The organism is Rhodococcus sp. GA1, from assembly GCF_024321955.1.
GTDB lineage: Bacteria > Actinomycetota > Actinomycetes > Mycobacteriales > Mycobacteriaceae > Rhodococcus > Rhodococcus pyridinivorans.
This window is the reverse complement of the sequence record NZ_CP097186.1, coordinates 2,920,947-2,941,383: the sequence shown is the minus strand read 5'-3', so window position 1 is coordinate 2,941,383 and position 20,437 is coordinate 2,920,947. Positions and strand designations below refer to the sequence as shown.

Below are 20,437 nucleotides of genomic sequence, written 5' to 3'. Positions count from 1 at the left end.
ATATTTGAGATGTGCATCACCGGCACGACCTGCGATGCAGTTCGATATCCGAACAAGTGCGCCTCGCACCTGCGCACCCACTCCGATCCCTCGAAGTGTCGCGAATACCGAACCCAGCGGCGCCACGCGCATCACCGGCCAGATACTTCATCAGTTCCCATTGGGTCGAGCGGCGACGAACCCTGCCTGGCCTGCGGGTCGGCACGATGCGGCGCCTCACGATCGACGGCCGGCATTCCGGACGGCGACGGGTCGGGAAACGGTGGGTCCCGTCCGGGGGCAGACCACCACCGCCACCGGCGGTGCATCGATCCGGTACATCGATGATGCGCACGTCACTGGACCTCGGGTACATCTCGCACGTAGGTCCGCCACTGCAGAGGAGGCCGATGCGCCTTACTTGTAAGGTTGTTCGTCGATCCACTTCTGCAGGCTGTTCCCCAGCGAAGCCAACGACTTATCGAGAGTGGTCAACACCTCACCGGGGGATGCGGGAGACCTCACTCCCTCGCGCAGGACGGCGAGCACCACGGACTGCACCGCACCCCCGACAGCAGCCGGCACCACCGCCGCCGGACGCGTACCGATACGGGACGCAACGAACGTCGAGACGACCTCGGACCACACCAACCACCGTTGAGCACCCTCGGCCTGCAATTCCGGTGAGGCGTCGAGGATCCGAATCTGGGCGGTCCAGACGCCCTCGTCGTCGAGTCGGGCCGCTACCGTATCGATCACCCCGGCCCGGATCGCCTCCATGACCGGCACCTCGTCGTCAACCGTGCCGAAGGAGCGCTGGAGATCGCGGGTACTTTCCTCGAAAGGAAACCACACGAGTGCCGCTTTGCTGGAGAAGTACCGGAAGAAGGTGGTCTTGCTGATCCCCGCGGCCGCAACGATATCCATGATCGACGTCTCCGCATAGCCTCGTTCGAGGAACAGTTCGAACGCGGCGACCTCGACCTGCGCGCGAGACGACACCCGAGGACGCCCACGTCTGCCGGTAGCCATCGCATTCCCCCCCTCTTTTCGACCCGAGACTTGATTTTGGGTACTCGGTACCGTAAATATAGGCGACGCGCGATGCGACCGATAAAGACGATCTTGCAACACCACCACGATCCGTCACCCCCTGTAGGCGGACCGTGGTTCCCGGTCGGTGAACCGACCCCGCCCCGGATGCCCTGCCTGCCCCCTCCAACGGGCAGGGCATCCGGGAACTTCCACGCCGACCCGTGTAGGGCGGGTTGTGTCCTATCCGTTCGATTGAAGGGCCCGCCATGTCCCATCGATGCCGTTCGTCGGTGTTTGCTTGCGGGACAGCCGGTACGCCGATCGCTCCCACCGTCGGAGCGCTCTCCCTTATCGGAATCCTCTTTACGCTTTCCCACGAACGAGGGCAGTGCCGCTCACAGAGACCGATTCGGGAGTCCGGCTGCTCGTTCGGCGCGTGACATGATCGACTTGATTTTCGGAACCGGGTAGCATAATTATAGTTGAATACTCGATTACCGCTGCTGTCGTCCGAGCTGAACCGCCCGGACGATCACCTCCGGCACGTAGATGGCAGGTCTGATCGCGATCGGCAGACCCGTTCTCCCGACGGGACGCCTCGGCTCCACCGAACGACATACGACCAAGGAAGACCGTTCTCTGGTGATTTCCAGCCTCGTAATCCGGCCTCTGGCTCGCGCAATCGCAGTCGTACTGATCGTCGCCGATACCGCCCTCGCCACCCGAGTGCCGGCCCTGCCCGACTGGGATGAAGACGGCTCCGCCGCCCGGAGCTGACGTCGCAGGGACATCACCCGCACAACGCTGTGCCGCTTCCGGCGATCACCGACACGCCAACGCACCGAACCGGCACCGAGATGACCGAGACCACATCATGAAGCGTTGACGGCCTCATACCGTCGCGCGGCGAGCAGGACCGAGCACGGCGACATTGCCGGGTGCCGCAGCCGCCGGCAGGTCGAGGACCGTCGACGTACGCAAGCGATGCAGCAGGAACGCTGCCCCGAGCCGGCTGCGCCCGAATCCCTCGAACGGGTTGAAACCGAGTGTCGCAGTGATGGTATCGATCCTGCTCTGAAGCGTGCTGTGGTGGATGTTGAGCAGTCGCGCCGCTTCCCGAACGGACTGCGCAGCGACGACGGCATCGATCGTCGCCATCCCCCAGGCGTAGTGTGCGATGGCCTCGACACGGTCGGCGTCGCTGTGCGGAGCGTGCTCATCGGCGTCGGCAAGCAGTTCGATCAGACCCCCGTAGGAGTCGGCCACAACCTGGGGTTCCTTCGGGGTTCGGCACAGGCGCAGAGCGACCATCGCGGTCCGGAACGACCGATCCAACGAGTCCGGCGGCGTGGCTGTTCCGATACCGCACGGCGAAGCGCCGAACGGCGGGTACCGCTCCGGCACAACGATGGCGTGGACCGGACCGAACGGGGTGGCGATCACGTCCTCCGGGCCGGCGGGATGATTGCGCCACACCGCGAACAGCGGTGCCACAACGAGGCGATACAGGCCCGTTGCCGACAATCCGAGCGCACTCGCCGCGGTCAAGCGCTCGTCGGGAATGCTCTCGCGACCGGTGAGTATGCCGAGGTGGCGGCGATTGTCGATCTCCCGGGCTCCACGCCCGTTCCGGATCCGCACAGCCAGTGCCAAGCGCTCGAGGATGAGTGCGTCGTTCGGCCCAGCAGCACCGCCGCGTTCGAGCCAGACGTCGATGCCGTCCTCCGACGCCACGTGCAGATTCGAAGGATCTGTCGGCGATTGACCCTGCACTGCTTCTCCTTTCGGAGTGACTCGTAGAGTCCGCGGCGGGACGCTCTGCCGGAACCCTGCAGTACAACCGGCCAGCGCGGCAGCGGTTGCGAGCAGGGCACGGGTGTTGACGTTGCCGACGATCAACTCGTCGAAGCACGCGATGACACGCAGACCCAAACTGGCGCTGGGATCGAGGCGGGCGATCCGTCCGAGTAGCTCTTGCATATTCGTTCCTGCCCTCAGTCCGCAAGGATTTTCTCGACCCAGGTGTTGCGGGTCCGGATTATGGACCGGCCCACTCTGGTGTGCGGGGCGAAAATGTCGCACGCGTGAAAGGCGCCGGACCATACGTGCAACTCGGCATCGCCACCGGCTTGCCAGATCCTGTTGGCATAGTCGATCGCCTCGTCCCGGAAGATCTCGGCCGCACCGACGTCGATGAAGGCCGGCGGCAATCCGCGCAGATTCTGCGCGCGGGCCGGGGCTGCATACGGCGAGACAAGGTCGGTGCCCCGCTGCTCACCCAGCAGGGCGGTCCAGCCGGTTTCGTTGCTGATCCGGTCCCACACACCGATACCGTCGAACTGCTCGATCGAAGCGGTCGTGCACCGGTCGTCGAGCATCGGATAGTCGAGCACCTGCCCACACAACCGGGGACCACCGCGGTCCCGCGCAGCCAGCGCGAGACCGGCTGCCAGTCCGCCACCGGAGCTGGCACCTGCGACCAGGATCCGGTCCGCCCGCACGTCCAGATCGGTGACATGCGCAGCCAACCACTCCAGGGCGGCATACATGTCCTCACGCGGGTAGGGGTCGGGATACTCAGGGGCCAAACGATATTCGACCGTGACAAGAACCGCCCCCAGTTCGGTCACCCAGTCCAGCACCAGGTCCAGGCCGCTGAACATGTCTCCGAACATCAATCCTCCGGAGTGCGCGTACAGCACCGCAGGACGGGGCCCGCTGAAGTCCCGGGAACGAAGCACCGCAGCGTTGACGGCAGCGCCATCACCCCCGGGGAAGGTCACGTCGTTCACCGCGATCCGTCGGCGGTCGAATTCCTCGTCCATCGGAGGGGACGCATAGGACGTACGCATGAACTCGATCAGGTCCGCAGTGATGGTCGGAGGGAACATACCGCCTACCACAGCCAATCCCGCCTTGAGTTCGGCATCGAATGGTGGACGGGGCACGGCTCGGGCCATCGTCACGTCACCTCCTCGAAGACTCGGATCGAGGATACGGCGGCCGCTCGACCGAGGGACCCGCCATTCGGCGGGGAAACAGAGCGAAACTGCGCCGCTGCGTCGGTTGAGACACCCATCACACTCTTGTGAAACTTGGAGCAGCGTCACTGTCGGCCGAACGAGAGGAACAACCCCCATGTCCGATACCCAACGCGTCGTCGACTCAGCCCGCGAAGTCATCCACACCACGGTGAACAGCGGTGCCGTGCCCGGAGTAGTAGCGGGCATGACGAACGACCAGGAAACCCTGTTCATCGAGTCCGCTGGGGTGCGGTCTGTCGACAACGATCAACCGATGACCGATGACACCGTCTTCAGCATCTTCTCGACCACCAAAGCCCTCACCGGCACCGTGGCGCTGCAACTCGTGGAATCCGGTGATCTCGACCTGGATTCCCCGGCCGAGGAGTACGCGCCCGCGATCGGCGAACTCCAGGTCATCGAGGGCTTCGACTCGAACGGCGAGCCGATGCTGCGAGCACCGAAGACCGACATCACGACCCGCCAACTACTGCTGCACACCGCCGGCTTCGGATACGACTTCTTCAACGAGACGTACAACCGCCTCGCCGAGAACCACGGTCAGCCCAGCATCGTCACCGCCACCAAGGACGCGCTCGAGACACCGCTGCTGTTCGATCCCGGCACCCAGTGGGAGTACGGCTCGAATATCGACTGGGCAGGCCAGGTGATCGAAGGCATCGTCGGCACCCGCCTTGGCGAGGCGCTGAAGACACGAGTCCTCGACCCCCTCGGCATGACATCGACGTCCTTCACTCCGTCCGACGACATGCGCGCGCGTCTGGCGACCATGCACCAGCGCACCGACGACGGACTCCAGGCCACCGATTTCGTCATCCCCACCCCGCCCGAGGTCGACATGGGTGGGCACGGACTGTTCTCCACCGTCGGTGACTACCTCACCTTCATCCGGATGTGGCTCAACGACGGCGAGGCAGACGACGGCACCGTCATCCTCCGCCCCGACACCGTCGAGTGGGCGACCAGAAACGACCTCGGCGACCTGACCGTGAAGATGCTTCCGGGTGTCATCAGGTCTCTGTCGAACGACGCCGAGTTCTTCCCTGGCCAGCGCAAGGGCTGGTGCTACACGTTCATGACCAACGAAACCGAAGCACCCACGGGCCGTCCCGCAGGCTCTCTCGCCTGGGCAGGCCTGGCCAACCTCTACTACTGGATCGACCGGCACAACAAGATCGGAGGCTACTGGGCGACGCAGATCTTCCCGTTCGCCGACCCCAGCTCGCTCGGTGGTTACCTCGACATGGAGACCGCCGTCTACCGAGCCCTTTCCTGACCCCGGTTCCATCCCGGGCCGCGGCACCGGACATCGACCTCGATCCGTTGACCGCTCGCGTAACCGGCGCGCTCGCCGAACAGCCACACGACGACATCAACGAGATCGGGTGAAATCCCCACCCGACGCACGGACACCACACCGCTGCGGGTGTCGAAACACCCGCAGCGGTGTGGTGTTGCCACGCTGTTCGAGGTCTGAGTGCAACAGGTCGAGCGCGAACACCGTCGTCTCCCACGGGCTTGCCGCGAGGGCCGCACCTTCCGACAGTCACCGCTACCGCACGCAAGGCCATAGGACGACTCTCGGATCACGCATTCTGCGCGATCACACGTGGATGCCGAACGTGTCGATCTTGCGGTAGAGAGACGACCTTGCGATCCCCAGCAATTTCGCGGCGGCGACACGATTGCCACCGCTGTCCCGTAGCGCAGCCACTATGGCATCGCGCTCGACTCTTTCCATTGCCGTCATCGTCCGGCGAGGCGCGGAGCTGAGCGCTGGAGGCAGATCAGCTACTGCGATCGTTCCCGCGGGCTTGGCGCGAAGTACGTGATTGAGAGTGCCGACCAGTTCACGGACGTTGCCGGGCCAGTGGTACTTCTTCAGGGTTCGCATCGTGTCGTCGCTGAAAGCGGTTTCGCGGTGAGGTGCAAGGTGCATTCGGATGATGTCCGGGATGTCATCGGGGTGATGACGCAATGCGAGGACCTCGACGGTGGCGATGAAATGCTCGGCGAGAGCAGAATCCTGAAGTGCTTCCCCATCAGTGGATGTGGTCGCGACGATCCACCGAGCGGGGTATCGGTGCTGGTCGGCGGATATGAGGTCGGCAAAGAGCTCATCGGTGCTCGCGTCGAGTCGGTCGATGCGACGAAGGACGATCGTGGTCGCCGCGGAGTCGAGCGCAGTGCGCAATTCCTCGTGAGCGGACTTTTCAGCAGAGCAATCCACGACGACAATCGGGGCCTGCGGATTCTTGTACAGGTGCATGCCCCGAACGAGAGTGAGTTTGCCGCTTCCTGGTTCACCTTTGAGGATCACGTTGGCATCTGTCACGGCGAGGGACGTCAACTCCCCTCGACACCGGTTCCATTGGAGCGAAGACCCCGCCACCCCCGGAAACACGGGAACCGTGCGCCGGGGTTGCATGATCTTCGTGGGACACGATGTCGCCTCGACTTCGAAGACGATGCCGGCGATGTCGCCGCCATGTTCGACGAGAGTGCGCTTGACGGTGATGCTACCTCCGGACGGAAGGCGCAGGTCGAACTGGGCAACTCGTGACGGATCGAGCATCGACTGTGCTTCCTCGCGGAGAAAAGCCTCGTCGATCGGGTCGAGAAGGCGCGAGCCGATCTCGTTCGACATGAAAACACCGCAACTGAGTGAGTACACCGCCGTCTGCCGGCGCCGACAGGCGACGAGGAACTCGCCGAGCACGAGCTGTTGCTTGATCGATCCCGTGGCGCGAAGAGCCGACTCGATATCACGAGCCGCTCCAAGGGCGAGCTGGCGCATCAATGGGTTCGATGTGTGGGTCAAGCCTGTGATGTCGATCAGTCCTTCGACACGGCCGGTGGTGGGGTTGTGAATGGGCGCGCCGGCACAGGTGAAATACTGGATCGATTCGTGATAGTGCTGAGCGCCGTCGACGTAGACGGCCATCCCGGTCTCGAGGGCTGTGCCCACTCCATTGGTACCGACGAGCTCTTCGGCGTAGGTGAACCCGGGAGCGAAGTACACCTTGTCCAGCTTCGCGGCGAGGACGGGATCATTGTCCCGCCGGACCAGCACACGCGCATGCTCGTCACTCAACGCGACACTGAGGGACATGTCGGACAGGTCGTCATGGAGCCGATCGAGGATCGGCAGGGCGCATCGCACCAGTCGTCGGCGAAGATCGAGGTCTTCGACGTACTGCAGCTGTGGAAGGTGCGAGCCGTCCGGGATGACACCCGCCTGACGTGAGCGTCGCCATGACTGTGCGATGAGGGGTGAGACGTCCTCGGAGGGGGAACCGGCGAGGTCATGGAGATGCCGGGCGGTGGTCACGCGGCGCCGGCGGTTATCACTGTCCATCACATTTCCTTGCAGGTCGCAGTACTGCCATCCCCCTCAATGTGCCGCACGTCACATTCTATGGATGTCCCAGAATAGGACATCGATCTGCCGTCTCCAACGGCAGTAGCGGGGCGGGTACGGCCACCCCGCCGGCCGGAGATCGGCACTCGCGGTCCGCACCGCGCCTACTCCTCGGACCACCGACTGCCGCGATCCGGGGTGCACACCACCATCAGGAGACTGACATCAGGTCGTCGACGGCGACCGGATCACCGGGCTCGGCTTAACCCCCCCCCAGGGGAAGCCGAGCCCGTTCCATCACCTGCCCCGCCCTACGCATAGAGGTCGACATCGCCGGCAACCGCGCAAGAATCTCGATGTTCTCTGCCGCCACGACCGCCGGCGGGCACACTCACTACCGTCCCGCCCACGTGGACCGTTGTCGTGGCGGCACCGCTTCAGACCTCGATCGCGAGAAGATCCGCAAGGTGGCGGTCGATCTGCGGCATGTAGGTCGGAGCGACAGCGAACAGGCCCAAATGCCCGAGCACATCTTCGACCACGCGCAGTTCACTGCCCTTGATCAGTTCCTGCTCGGCAGCACAGTCGCGGACCGGGAACAACTGGTCTTCATCGATGGGAATCACGAAGGTCTTGGCGGTGATCCGTCCGAGTGCAGCGGCCAGGTCTCCCCCGGTATGCCGAGAGACGTCGCCGCGTTGCCAGGCCCAGGATTGAGTGAGGAGTGCGTTGGGATCCATCGCCGTGAAGTAGGGCTCGAGGAATCCGGTCAGGAACGCGTCCAGGGATTCGAACTCCATTGCTCGCCATACTTCTTGCTTCCAGAACTCGGTCGAGAATCCGAGCACTCCCCAGATGTGAGCCTGCCTGGTGAGGCCGTCGACGACCTGCGTATGCGAGGTGTATTCGCCGCCGTTCCAGCCCGGATCCGACAGGATCGCTTCGCGCATGATCTCCGCGATCAAGAAATCACCGGGAGTGTTGCGTGCCGTACCGGCAATCGGTGCGGCGCGCAGAACCTTGTCGGGGAACCTCACCGCCCATTCGTAGGTCTGTTGAAGCTCCCATGGAGCCTCCCGTCACCAACGCGAGGCGTTCGATACCGAAATGCTCCCGGAGCAGCCGCTCCTGGGCCACGACATTGTCCCCGATCCGAACACGAGGGAAGTTCGACATGGCGATCTCTGCGTTGACGCCGGTGACGTTGTGGGGAGACGTCGACAGACCGTTGCCGATCTGATCCACGCAGACGATGAAATACTTGCTCGGGTCGAGAGCATGGTCAGGACCGATGTATGCGTCGCGCCAGATCTGGTGGGTCCCCGAGTACCAGGTGGGGATGAGGATTGCGTTGTCCTTGGCTTCGTTCAGCGTTCCGAACGTTGCCACTGCGAGCCGGCAGTCCGGGATCGAGCCACCCTCCTCGAGGTCGAGGGCTCCGATGCCGATCAGGTCGTAATCACCGTGGAAGTCGTGCGTGTAGTACGGGTTGTCGATCATCGAGATCGTCCTCCTGAGCTATGAGAAAGCGGTAGCAGCGCGTGCTCACCCGATGACATGTGCGTACGCCGCCGTGAGACGAGCAGTGGTCGACCGCAGGGGTCGGATATCCGAGAAGGTCAGCTCAGCTGGAATCCCTTGTAGCCGGCCGCGGCGGCCGCGAGAGTGAGTTCTCGATAGGTGCCGACCCCGCCGGTGTAGGACAGCACGCGGCGAGGTTTTCCGGGAACGTTCGCGCCGTTGTACCAGGAATTGGTCTTCGAGATCAGCGTGGCATTCGCGGTTTCGTCGTGGTGGGCGACCCATTCGCCCTCACCCTCGACGGTCGGTTCGATGACGGTGTACCCGTGCTCACGCATGTGCCGGATGCATTCGGTGATCCATTCGGTCTGTTGCTGCAGACAGGTGGTCATGTTGCACAGAGCCGCGGAGGGGGCGAGTGGGGCACCGGTGGTCAGCATGTTGGGATAGCCGTGCACCATCAGGCCCATCGTCGTGCGGATGTCACGCGACCAGTCGCTCGTGAGCGATCGGTCCTCACGTCCACGGATGTCGATTCGTGTCAGCGCGCCGGATCCCGCATCGAATCCCGTGGCCAGGATGATGAGGTCGACTTCGTGCAGCGTGCCGTCGTCCAACAGGATCCCTTCCGGGACGATTCGGCTGATCGGATTGGTGCGCACCCCCACTGCTTCGACATTCGGACGGTGGTAGACCTCGAGATAATTGGTTTCCAGCGGTACCCGGTGTGTACCGAAGCCGTAGTCGGTCGGAATCAACAGTTCACACAGCTTCGGATCCTTCAGTCGCGCACGCATCTTCTCTCGCACGAACTCGGACACCTGCTCACTGACCTCTTCATCGGAGAACACCTCCGCGAAAGAAGCGAGCCAGAGCTTGAGTGAACCGTTGTCATAGATCTCTTCGAGCCTTTTCCGCCGTTGCTCGGGAGTCAGGTCGACCCATGCATGCTCGAAGTCGTACTCGAAGCCACTGAACGTATGCGGCAACGTCGCGCGAAGCTCCTCGAAGCGCTCCTTGTACGCGGCAACATCCCGGTCGTCGTAGGACGGATTCTTCATCGGCAGGGCGTACTGCGGTGTACGGATGAACACCTTCAGATGTTCGACCTTGTCGGCGATGGTCTGGATGACCTGGATCCCGGTGGCGCCGACACCGATCACTGCAACTTTCTTGCCCGCGACATCGGCGCCCTCCTTCGGCCATCGAGAGGTGTGGAAGATCGGGCCGGCGAAGCTTTCCTGACCCTCGAACACCGACGACATCGGTGCCGACAGCATGCCGGCGCAGGTGATCAGGAACTGGGTGGCAATCGTGTCCCCGCGATCGGTGCGCACGATCCATCGCTTCGAGTCCTCGACGTAATGCGCACTGGTGATCGTCGTCGAGAATTGGATGTCGCGACGCAGATCGAGACTGTCGGTCACATAATGCAACCACTGCTCGATCTCGGGTTGGCCGGGGAAACGCTGACTCCAGCTCCAGTTCTTGTACAGCTCATCGGAAAACAGGTACTGGTAGATGTAGGCCTCCGAATCGAATCGAGCACCCGGATAACGATTCCAGTACCAGGTGCCGCCGACGTCGGAGGCGGTATCGAAGGCGCGCACCCGCAGCCCCAGCTCGCGAAGCTGATGCAGCTGATACAGGCCGGCGACTCCCGCACCGATGATCAACGCGTCCAGCTCGAGTGACACCTCGGTATCAGCAAGTCCGACCGCAGAGGAAGAGTGAGGCGACATGCCCTAGCCTTTCTGTAGTTCAGGTCACGTGGATGCCATCATCGTGATGTGCACCTCACTCAGCTGTCCCATCTTCGGACACTTCCCGGCTTCGCAGACACGGATATCACCGAGTCCGGCGCCTCTCGCACCGCCAGCACCCCAGCAGAACCGATCTACAACTCGGGGGATGTTTTCGACGACGCGGTGGGCAACCTTCGGCACAGAGGCCTGCAATATATCCGGAATATACTGTTACGCAATAATTTCTACCACCGGTCCAGTTCCGGACCCATCTTGCCGCATGCTCGACACCGCCGCGATCGCCATCTCGATTCGGGTGGCCGCCGCACCGATATGAGCACACAGTCGGCGATCCGACACATTCCGGCCTTCCAACCGCGACCGTTGGATGCCACAGAATCCGAACTCTGTTCTGGTAGCTGCAATTCGAATTGCCATCGCCCGATCCCTCATCCCCCGGTAGCCGCCACGAAGACGGGACGAACCACAGCTTCCCGACTACCCGAATGAAAGGGAAATTCACCGAATCATGGCCACGAGACCGAATAAACCTGTTCAGAGTGCGCATGATCATGCAAAACGAACAGTCTGTCGCTGTTCGGAGGGCCGAGATCGCAGTCCTGCCCGGACGGTTCGGCGCATCACCGCCGGCGCAGGTGCTCGAGCGTGCCTTGGTAAGGAACACTGATGTCACACGAAATGCACCATCTCGATCTGGGACTGTGGGCGCTCTTTCTCGCCTACGGCACCTCGATCGCCGGGTCCTTCGTCGGCCTGTCCTGCGCTCGCCGAGCCGCTACCACCCCACTCGGTCCGACATGCTGGCGCTGGTTGGTGATGGCAGCCTTGTCCATCAGCGGTGTCGGGATCCGGATGACCCACTTCATCGCCATGATGGGCTTCGCGGTGAGCCTGATGCACTACTGCGGCATGGCTGGATTTCACGCGTCCTTGGACTCGACGGCCACCACGCCGGAGGGCGCGACGCTCCTCGATTCGATGCTTCAGGCATACATTTTCGGCACGACCATACTGGCGGCGCCGCTCGTCGCATTGGCGCCCGCTCGTCAGAGTGCCGACACCGAGGTCGACGAAGCGATCGCCACGTGGAGCGCGGAGATCAATGATGCTGTCCCCTACCCCGGTGACCGAGGGCAGGAGGCCACAGCTGAACTCGACACCCGTCGAGACGTTCCGCGTCGACCTGCCGACCCCCTTCGCAAGGGTGATGTGCAGGTAGTGCCACACGAACGAGTGCGGTAACCACCTCTCTGGTGAAGGACCCACCGTTCGGCGGGTCCTTCACCAGCCCCCGGCGCACGAGTGTTTTTTGAGGGCAGGGTCATTCGCCGGTCTGGATGCTGCCACTGATGATCAGTGTGCGATGTACTTGGTGGCGAGATACTCGTCGATACCTTCGACCGATCCTTCGCGGCCGAAGCCGGACTCCTTCACCCCTCCGAAGGGCGCGGCCGCGTCGGCGATGATGCCTCGGTTGATTCCGACCATGCCGGTCTCGAGTGCGTTGGCGACTCTGGACGCTCGGTCGAGATTCTGGGTGTAGAAGTACGCAGCGAGGCCGTATTCGGTGTTGTTCGCCGCCGCGATCGCTTCGTCCTCCGTATCGAAGGTGGTGATCGCGGCTACCGGGCCGAAAATCTCCTCACGCAGCAGACGCGCGTCGGGACTCACGCCGTCGAGAACGGTGGGGGAATAGAACGTTCCCGGCCCGTCAGGACGGCCACCGCCGATGCGGATACGCGCACCCCTCGCGACGGCGTCTTCGACCAGAGCATCGACGGTGGCGCACTGCTTCGCGGTGATCAGCGGTCCGATATCGGTTCCTGCGTCGAGACCGTGTCCGGTGCGCAAGGCACCGATGCGTGCCGTGAACTTCTCGCTGAACTCTTCTGCGACGCTACGTGCGACGTGGAATCGGTTGGCTGCTGTACATGCTTGGCCGCCGTTGCGGAATTTTGCAGCCATCGCGCCGTCGACCGCTGCATCGACATCAGCGTCATCGAACACGAGGAAGGGGGCATTGCCTCCGAGTTCCATCGACATCCGCAGGAGCCGATCCGCTGATTGACGAACCAGCATCTTGCCGACACCGGTGGATCCGGTGAACGTGATCTTGCGCAGATCAGCGCTGCTGATCAGTGGCGCGGTCAGCGCTGCAGCATCGGAGGTCGGCAGAATCGACAGCACACCCTCGGGCAGACCCGCATCGGCGAGAATCTGACCGACGAGCAGCATCGTCAAAGGCGTTTCGGCCGCTGGTTTGACGATGATCGAACATCCGGCCGCCAATGCTGGACCGATCTTGCGCGTGGCCATGGCCAACGGAAAGTTCCAGGGGGTGATGGCCAGTACCGGCCCGACCGGTTCTCTGGTGACGACGATGGTGCCGGTTCCCGAGGGGGACGGCGAGACTCGCCCGCTGATTCGGTTCGCTTCCTCGGCAAACCAGTGCAGGAATGATGCGCCGTACTCGATCTCCGCATACGCCTCGTGGAGCGGTTTACCCATCTCGAGAGTGATGGTGCGCGCGAGGTCGTCTGCCCGCTGGTGGATGAGTTCGAATGCGGTGCGCAGTATTTCGGCACGTCGACGCGAGGGAGTCCGCGCCCAGTCCCCCTGCACAGCAGTGGCGTGTTCGAGAGCTCGGCGTCCATCCTCGGGCGCGGCATCGGCGACATGCGCAATCACGGCACCGGTCGCGGGGTCCTCTACGGGGAAAGTGGTGCCGGTAGACGAATCGACGAGTTCTCCACCGACCCAGAGTTGGGTGGGGACGCCCGCGGGGAGAGTGTGGGTCATAGCTCCTGCCGAGTGTGTGAAGGTTCATCGCCACGCCCGACCAGTCGGCACCCGAACCGGGAGCCGAGGCCGATGCAGGTCGCTCGGGTGTAGCCACGCGCGTTCGGTGGCCACACCCGAGCGGGCGAGCGGGGTACTAGCTGGTGGTGATGGACTTGCGTGCCTTGTCCTGGAGGGTTTCGAGTGCCCGGATGAGATATCCACGGAAGACAGTGTGGTTTTCGCTCATCGGGAAGTGGCCGATCTCCTTCATCTCGATGAACTCGGCGTTCGGGATCTGCGCCGCGGTCCGGGCGCTGTCCTCGGGGGTGGTGAGGTAGTCGTAGTCACCGGTCAGCATCACAACCGGGCACCGGTCACCGTCGATGTCCGCGAGCTTTCCGCGCAGGTCGTGATCGACCGAGTAGAAGTGCAGGTCACCGCGGAAGGACTCGGAACCCTGGCTGTAGTAGAACCAGGTCTTCCAGCGATCCGCCTCCGGCGACTGAGGTGCCATCAGGTCCCACACGCCGCTCGCGCAGACCTGTGCCGCGTTGGCGTGGGGGTGCTGCCACCAGTCGAGGTAGAAGCCCGGCGAATAGTCCGCACCCTCGACAGGGATGACGCCGGCGAAGCGGTCAGGGTGCCGAAGCGCAAGCTGCAGGGCGATGTTCCCACCGAACGAGGATCCCATGAAGATCGGGTTCTCGAGTTCGAGCGCGTCGCACAACGCCACGATGAAATTGGCGAAGTGGTCCGCGGAAAGCTGGTACTCCTCGGTCCACCATTCGGTGTTCTCCGGCGGATCGGACTTGCCGTGCCGCGGCAGGTCGTAGGCGATGACACGGTAGTTGGCGGTGATCTCCTCGTCTTCGAGCAGACCGCGCCACTGGTGGTTGTGGCAGCCGGCGGTGTGCTGGCACACCAGCGGCTGGCCGGTGCCGTTCTCGAGGTAGAAGACCTTGTACAGCAGTCCGTCGACGTCGACGTCGACGTAGTGGCCGGTGACCGGGGAAATCTTGCTCATCAGTGTTCCTTACGGCTCAAAGGGGGTGGGAGGATCAGACCGGGACGCCGACGGTGCGCAGGAGTTCGATCTGGCGGGTGATGCACCGCAGGTTCTGCATCAACACCAGGATGTCGCCTTCGAGCTTCATGTCGCGCTGGAAGCTCGCGGCCCAGATGCCGTGGTACATCGGGGCGGGCACCGGGACGCCGAAGTTGCGCCAGGTCTCGGCGCTGGCACGCAGCGCGAACTGGTACGGCACATCCAGCGGACCGGGGTCGATCGCGATGTCCACCACGTTGCCGCGGCTCATCTGGATGACGAACGTGTGGTCGGTCATGTCGAGCAGGTACGAGCAGGTGAGGTACTTGCCGTGTGCCTGGATCTCGGGGTCGGTGTTGTTCGCCTCGGTGAACGAGGCAGCCCAGTCGGCCGTGTCGAGGGCACGCGTAGTGACGGTCATGTGGGATTCCTTCGATGAGGGAGACAGCGAGGCCGAGTGCGAGCACTCGCTCCGGTATGCCGACCCGAATCCGGAAAGTGCTGGCCTCCCGGATGCCGTGCCGGCCATGACAGCCATCACACCTCGTGTCCGCCGGGTGCGTCCAATACCTATCCGGCCCGGATCGATAGGCAATGACTACTGGTCTCCCGGGGTGGTGTTGGCTATCTTCGAAAACATGCAACCCCAGCTCGACCTGCGACTTCTGTCCTATTTTGTGGCAGTTGCGGAAGAGCTGCACTTCGGGCGCGCAGCCGCCCGTCTGCACATCGCTCAGCCCTCATTGAGCGTGCAGATCCGCAAACTCGAGCAGAACCTCGGCGCGGTGCTGCTGCTGCGCAGCAGCAGGCATGTCGAACTGACCCCTGCCGGCCAGATCCTGCTCGACGAAAGCCGCCGGTTGCTGGCGAACGCCGAACGAGCCGTCAACCTCACCCGCGAAGCCGCCCACGGCGTCAGTACCCGCAAGTTGGTCATCGGCTTTCAAGGCAACGCAGCTGCCGAGCTCACACCGCACATTCTCAGTACGTTCCAGTCGCTGCATCCGGGCATCCAGGTGCAGATGCATTCCTACGATTTCTCCGACCCGTATGTCGGGTTGGCCGACGGATCCTCCGATGTCGCCTTCGTCCGGCCCCCGCTGTTGATGCAGGACTGGCTGGGCATGGAAGCCCTGTTCGTCGAACCCCGGGTGATGGTCGTGTCCGCGAATCATCCGCTCGCCCAGTTGCCCGAGGTGAGCGTCGAACAGGTCACCAACGAGTTCTTCGTCGCACGCAAAGCCCCCGAGAACTGGCGAAACTACTGGCTGGCCACAGAATCGCGCCAAGGCGAACCGGTGCGGGTCGGCGCAGACGTCGCCACCGTCGACGAATGCTTCGAAGCGATCCTCGCCGAGCGCGGCGTGGCATTCTCACAAGCATCGACGCAACGCTTCTACAGCAGACCGAGCCTGGCATTCGTGCCGGTGACCGACATCCCGCCCACGGCGCTGTCCATCGCCTGGCGCACGGATGTCGCGTCCAAACCCGTACAGGATTTCATCGACACAGCACGCGCTGTGGCCTCGCTCCACACCGTGCCCGGAGCATGGTCCACCCGGCCTCACAACTCGATCACCGAAGGTGCCCACCGCACGACAGGCTGACTTCTCCTGGCCCCTCGAATCAGCATTCCGATCACTGGTGTCTTCTTACCGAACCCATTGCTCAGCGTGCGAGTACCGCTCGACGTCACGAACGGTCACGGTCTTTCCCGAGCCGACGTGGACCTGTTGCAGACACCCAACGACACGGCGGCCTCCCTCCGGAGACCGCCGTGTCGTTGGTTGTGCAGCACACCTGGGCGTGACTACCCGCGCTGCTCCGGAAGGTCGTGTGACACAACGCCACATGCAAACCCGGTCCGGAGCCACGCAACAGACGTAGTCCTCTGCGCACCCAGTCCGAACCGAGGCGACATCGCGAGCAGCGATGGCCCTACGACAGCCGGCCGTTCACCCGGCGGGGGATACCCCACGGGTTCGCATCGACGAGAGCGGACGGCAGGTTCGCTTCGGGCACCGACTGGTAGGCGACCGGACGCAGGAACCGCCGAATCGCGGTCGCTCCGACGGAGGTGTGTACCGAGTTGGTGGCCGGGTAGGGACCACCGTGGTGCTGAGCCCAACCCACGGCCACACCGGTGGGCCATCCATTCCAGATGACGCGCCCCGCACCGCGCGCAAGCGCACCGAGCAGTCCCGCAGCATCGGGATCGTCATCGGTTCCGTGGACGGTCGCTGTCAACGTGCCCGGCAGGACAGCCATCGCCGCGTACAGCTCCTCGATCGATGTGTAGGTCACGATCAGCCCGAACGGACCGAAGCATTCTTCGAGCAGGTCCTGAGGGTTTCGACGCAGTGCCCGAGCGTCGGTCACGCCGATGACCGGCCGCACCGACAGTTCGTCCAGACCACTCTGCTCGGGCACTGCCACCGGCCGGACCTCGGGATGGTCGAGGATCTGCTGGGACACCTCGAGAAACGACTGCCGGATCCCTGCGTGCAGCAGACGGAACGAATCATCGGCGACCGCGGTTCGAACGAGCCACTCGATCGAACTCTGCTCGGGAACGAACAGCAGCCCCGGCTTGGTGCAGAACTGCCCCGCGCCGAGCAGCAACGATTCGAGGAACTCGCCGGCGATCTTGCCCGACCGGTCCTCGGCGGCCGCAGGTGTCACGAACACCGGATTGGTGCTGCCGAGCTCACCGTAGAACGGGATGGGATCCGGGCGACCGGCTGCCAGATCGGCCAGCGCACGGCCACCCGATGTCGAGCCGGTGAACCCGACGGCGGTGATACGCCGATCCTGGACGAGCTGACGTCCGATCTCGGCGCCCTGCACAACCCCGAAGGTGCCGTCCGGGGCGCCGCACGCCCGCAGTCCCTCGTCGATCGCCCGCGCATAAGCGGCGGTCAATCGCGGCTGAGCCGGGTGGGCTTTGGCCACGACGGGGCAGCCGGCAGCCAATGCCGAAGCAGTGTCTCCGCCGCCGAGTCCGAATGCGAACGGAAAGTTGCTCGCACCGAACACTGCGACAGGTCCGGTGGGTACGAGCATCCGGCGCAGATCGGGACGCGGAGCAGGGTGCGCATCCGGATCGGCCGTGTCGATGATCGCTTCCAGCCAGGAGCCCTCCTCGACGACCTCGGCGAACATCCGCAGCTGCGTCGTCGTCCGCGTGACTTCGCCGCGCAGGCGCGGCTCGGGCAGTGAACTGTCGGCGGCCGCCAGCGGTACCAGTTCCGACGCTGTGGCGTCGAGCGCATCGGCCACCGACCGCAGAAGGTGCGCTCGCTCGTGCAGGTCCGTACGAGCAAGAGGCGCCGCGGCGGCCTCGGCGGCGTCGAGAATCCGCTCGTAATCCTGCGCGGAGGTGTCGAGAAGAGTTTCTGTCGCAGTGGTTTCCATTGCTGTCCTGTCGAATTCGGAGCATTCCGTGCTGAGTGTGTGGATCTCAGTGTGCGGGAGAACCGATGTGATGCGACATCTCCACATGGAGATGGTGTGAGTGCAGTCACCGCCTCCAGGATGGGCATCACACGAGATACCGGATGACTTTGGAGGACGACGATGACCGCAACGACAGGACCACTCGCGGGGGTTCGGGTACTGGATATGACACGTCTGGCGCCCGGACCGTACGCGAGCATGCTGCTCGCGGACCTCGGCGCAGAAGTGATCGCAATCGGTGGTGGTCGTTCCGGGCTTCCGGTGCCCGCGCTGTCGCGAGGCAAGGAATTCATCTCGCTCGATCTCAAGACCGCCGACGGCCTCGACGCCCTGCACACCCTCGTTTCGGAAGCCGACGTCTTCATGGAAGGATTCCGCCCCGGAGTGGCAGACAAGCTGGGCGCCGGCTACGCGGAACTGTCGGCCCTCAATCCCGGACTCGTCTACTGCAGCGTGACGGGCTACGGCCAGAACGGGCCCATGGCGCAGCGCGCCGGGCACGACATCAACTACCTGGCCATCGCCGGTGCCCTCGGGACCTTCGGCCCCTCGGATCACCCGCCGACACTGCCGCTGAACCTGGTCGCCGACTTCGCAGGCGGCGGATTGCTGTCGGCATTCGGCATCATGTCCGCCCTCTACGACCGCACGCGTACAGGCAAAGGCCGGTACATCGATGCCGCCATGGTCGACGGCGTGCTGTCGATGATGGGAATGAACTTCGTCGACTGGCAGACGCCGACGCTGCCCGGACGTGGACACGGCGTACTGACCGGATCGATGCCGTTCTATCGGTGCTACCGCTGCTCCGACGATCGCTACGTCGCAGTCGGGGCACTCGAGACCGCCTTCTTCGAACGGTTGTGGACCACCCTCGACCTCGGCGCCGTTCCGAACCATTTCGACGAGTCCACCTGGGACCACATCGAAAAGTCACTGACCACAGCATTCGAGACGAAGACGATGGTGGAGTGGACCACAGTGTTCGCCGATGTCGATGCCTGCGTGACACCGGTACTCGAACCGCACGAACTGGCCACCTTCGATCAGATCGTCGCCCGGGACCCGGACTTCGCACTGGATTCGGTCCCCGTGGTCCCGGTGTTCTCCGACGGCCCGACACGGCGCGCCACCGACACCCACGTCAAGACCGAGGAAGTGCTGCGCCGTGCCGGTGTCGCCGAAGACCTCGCCCACCGGGCGGCCGCAGCCGGTATCCCCTCGTCCGTGACGGGTCTGAGCTGGCCCCCACTGTGACCGTCGAACTTCCGAATCATCACCTTCCCCACACAGACCAGGAGTAACTCATGAGTATCGAGTATCGCGAATTCCGCGAGAGCGTCCGCAAACTCGCGCAGACCAAGATCGCACCGCACGCCGCCGATGTGGACGACAAGGAACGATTCCCCTCGGAATCCTGGGCAGCCCTGCGCAGCAACGACCTGCCCGGACTCGCCTACCCCGAGAGCCTCGGCGGCAGTGGAGCCGACCTGCTCGCCCAGGTCATCGCTGTAGAAGAAGTCGCAGCGTCCTGTGCAAGCACGGCACTGGTCATGCTGGTCAACTGGGCCGGCACCTCCACCGTGCTCCGTCAAGGCTCCGACGAACTCAAGCAACTGGTGGTACCGAACGTCGCATCGGGCGCCGCCGGCGCCGCATGGTGCATGACCGAGCCGCGCGTGGGCTCGGACCTGTCGGCGATCGCAACGACCGCAACCCAGGATGGGTCCGACTGGATCCTCAACGGTCAGAAGCGGTTCATCAGCAATGCGCCGTGGGCCGACTGGTACGCCGTGCTGGCGAAGACCGGAGAGAAGTCACTCGGCATCTTCATGGTGCACAAGGACGACGCCGGCGTCAGTTTCGGCGCTCCCGAGAAGAAGATGGGTATGCGCGGCAGCCCCACGACCGACGTGAACTTCGACGAGTGCCGACTGCCCGCCGTCCGGGTCGTCAACGACCCCTACCAGGGGTTCGCGTACATCTCCGAGGAACTGAACGTCAGCCGGGCACTCATCGCCGCGCAGGCTCTCGGCATCGCACAGGGCGCATTCGATGCCGCCGTGTCGTACACGACCGACCGCGAGCAGTTCGGCCAGTCCATCTCCCGCTTCCAGCTTCTGCGCGGCATGGTCGCCGATATGGCCGTCAAGATCGAGTCGGCCCGCACGCTGCTGTACGACGCAGCCCGTCTCATCGACGACGGGGAACCGGCGGGACGGACGAAGGCGGCCATGGCGAAGCTGCTGTGCAGCGACACCGCCATGTCGGTGACCACCGATGCGCTCCAACTGCACGGCGGATACGGCTATGTCCGTGATTATCCGGTCGAGCGGATGATGCGCGACGCCAAGATCACCCAGATCTATGAGGGCACCAACCAGATCCAGCGACTCATCATCGCCAAGTCGGTATACGGAAAGTAGGCGCACCGTGCACCACCCCCAGC

Annotated in this window: 14 protein-coding genes and 1 pseudogene; 5 read left to right on the top strand and 10 right to left on the bottom strand. The window is 63.8% G+C overall.

Translation table 11 applies throughout. From position 1 onward, the window contains the following. Positions 1 to 396: 396 nt before the first annotated feature. The 3 genes from M3330_RS13955 to M3330_RS13945 form a co-directional block, all read right to left on the bottom strand. Entirely contained in the window at positions 397 to 1,011 is a 615-nt protein-coding gene (locus tag M3330_RS13955; protein WP_037215953.1) for a TetR family transcriptional regulator, read from the bottom strand. 894 nt (positions 1,012 to 1,905) lie between these two features. Beyond that, the gene (locus M3330_RS13950) at positions 1,906 to 2,994 is read right to left on the bottom strand and encodes a helix-turn-helix domain-containing protein (RefSeq protein ID WP_255024996.1); all 1,089 of its coding nucleotides are present in this window, start codon (positions 2,992 to 2,994) and stop codon (positions 1,906 to 1,908) included. Positions 2,995 to 3,008: 14 nt separating this feature from the next. Beyond that, on the bottom strand, positions 3,009 to 3,905 hold the full coding sequence (locus M3330_RS13945) for an alpha/beta hydrolase (protein WP_255028907.1): 897 nt from the start codon (positions 3,903 to 3,905) through the stop codon (positions 3,009 to 3,011). A gap of 247 nt (positions 3,906 to 4,152) precedes the next feature. Here M3330_RS13945 and M3330_RS13940 point away from each other — a divergent pair, with 247 nt between their 5' ends. After that, the gene (locus M3330_RS13940) at positions 4,153 to 5,334 is read left to right on the top strand and encodes a serine hydrolase (RefSeq protein WP_033097422.1); all 1,182 of its coding nucleotides are present in this window, start codon (positions 4,153 to 4,155) and stop codon (positions 5,332 to 5,334) included. A gap of 327 nt (positions 5,335 to 5,661) precedes the next feature. Here M3330_RS13940 and M3330_RS13935 read toward each other — a convergent pair whose 3' ends face one another. The 3 genes and pseudogenes from M3330_RS13935 to M3330_RS13925 all read right to left on the bottom strand — a co-directional run bounded on the left by M3330_RS13935 (position 5,662) and on the right by M3330_RS13925 (position 10,682). Then, entirely contained in the window at positions 5,662 to 7,389 is a 1,728-nt protein-coding gene (locus M3330_RS13935) for a sigma-54-dependent Fis family transcriptional regulator (RefSeq protein WP_232333399.1), read from the bottom strand. A gap of 467 nt (positions 7,390 to 7,856) precedes the next feature. After that, a pseudogene (locus M3330_RS13930) lies at positions 7,857 to 8,919 on the bottom strand (alpha/beta fold hydrolase). A gap of 119 nt (positions 8,920 to 9,038) precedes the next feature. After that, positions 9,039 to 10,682 carry an NAD(P)/FAD-dependent oxidoreductase gene (locus M3330_RS13925; RefSeq protein WP_255024995.1) on the bottom strand — a complete coding sequence of 548 codons (1,644 nt, stop codon included), beginning with the start codon at positions 10,680 to 10,682 and terminating at the stop codon, positions 9,039 to 9,041. Between the two features lie 690 nt (positions 10,683 to 11,372). Here M3330_RS13925 and M3330_RS13920 point away from each other — a divergent pair. Beyond that, entirely contained in the window at positions 11,373 to 11,948 is a 576-nt protein-coding gene (locus M3330_RS13920) for an MHYT domain-containing protein (RefSeq protein WP_255024994.1), read from the top strand. 111 nt (positions 11,949 to 12,059) lie between these two features. On the opposite strand, the gene M3330_RS13915 is transcribed toward M3330_RS13920, so the two are convergent. The 3 genes from M3330_RS13915 to M3330_RS13905 all read right to left on the bottom strand — a co-directional run bounded on the left by M3330_RS13915 (position 12,060) and on the right by M3330_RS13905 (position 14,953). Beyond that, complete coding sequence (locus M3330_RS13915; protein ID WP_255024993.1) at positions 12,060 to 13,505, bottom strand: NAD-dependent succinate-semialdehyde dehydrogenase; 1,446 nt, start codon at positions 13,503 to 13,505, stop codon at positions 12,060 to 12,062. A gap of 136 nt (positions 13,506 to 13,641) precedes the next feature. Next, the gene (locus tag M3330_RS13910; RefSeq protein WP_019288297.1) at positions 13,642 to 14,511 is read right to left on the bottom strand and encodes an alpha/beta fold hydrolase; all 870 of its coding nucleotides are present in this window, start codon (positions 14,509 to 14,511) and stop codon (positions 13,642 to 13,644) included. Between the two features lie 34 nt (positions 14,512 to 14,545). Next, entirely contained in the window at positions 14,546 to 14,953 is a 408-nt protein-coding gene (locus M3330_RS13905; protein ID WP_255024991.1) for a hypothetical protein, read from the bottom strand. Here M3330_RS13905 and M3330_RS13900 point away from each other — a divergent pair. Further along, positions 14,952 to 16,139, top strand: a complete 1,188-nt coding sequence (locus tag M3330_RS13900) for a LysR family transcriptional regulator (protein ID WP_269466036.1) — start codon at positions 14,952 to 14,954, stop codon at positions 16,137 to 16,139. The two genes, M3330_RS13905 and M3330_RS13900, sit on opposite strands and share 2 nt — an antisense overlap. Before the next feature lie 331 nt (positions 16,140 to 16,470). Here M3330_RS13900 and M3330_RS13895 read toward each other — a convergent pair whose 3' ends face one another. Beyond that, positions 16,471 to 17,946, bottom strand: coding sequence for an aldehyde dehydrogenase (NADP(+)) (locus tag M3330_RS13895; protein ID WP_255024989.1), 1,476 nt, complete (start codon positions 17,944 to 17,946; stop codon positions 16,471 to 16,473). Positions 17,947 to 18,153: 207 nt separating this feature from the next. Between M3330_RS13895 and M3330_RS13890 the strand changes: the two genes are divergently transcribed. Beyond that, a complete protein-coding gene (locus M3330_RS13890) occupies positions 18,154 to 19,245 on the top strand; it encodes a CaiB/BaiF CoA transferase family protein (RefSeq protein ID WP_369683120.1) in 1,092 nt (363 codons plus the stop codon). 50 nt (positions 19,246 to 19,295) lie between these two features. Beyond that, on the top strand, positions 19,296 to 20,414 hold the full coding sequence (locus M3330_RS13885; protein ID WP_006552209.1) for an acyl-CoA dehydrogenase family protein: 1,119 nt from the start codon (positions 19,296 to 19,298) through the stop codon (positions 20,412 to 20,414). Positions 20,415 to 20,437: the final 23 nt, after the last annotated feature.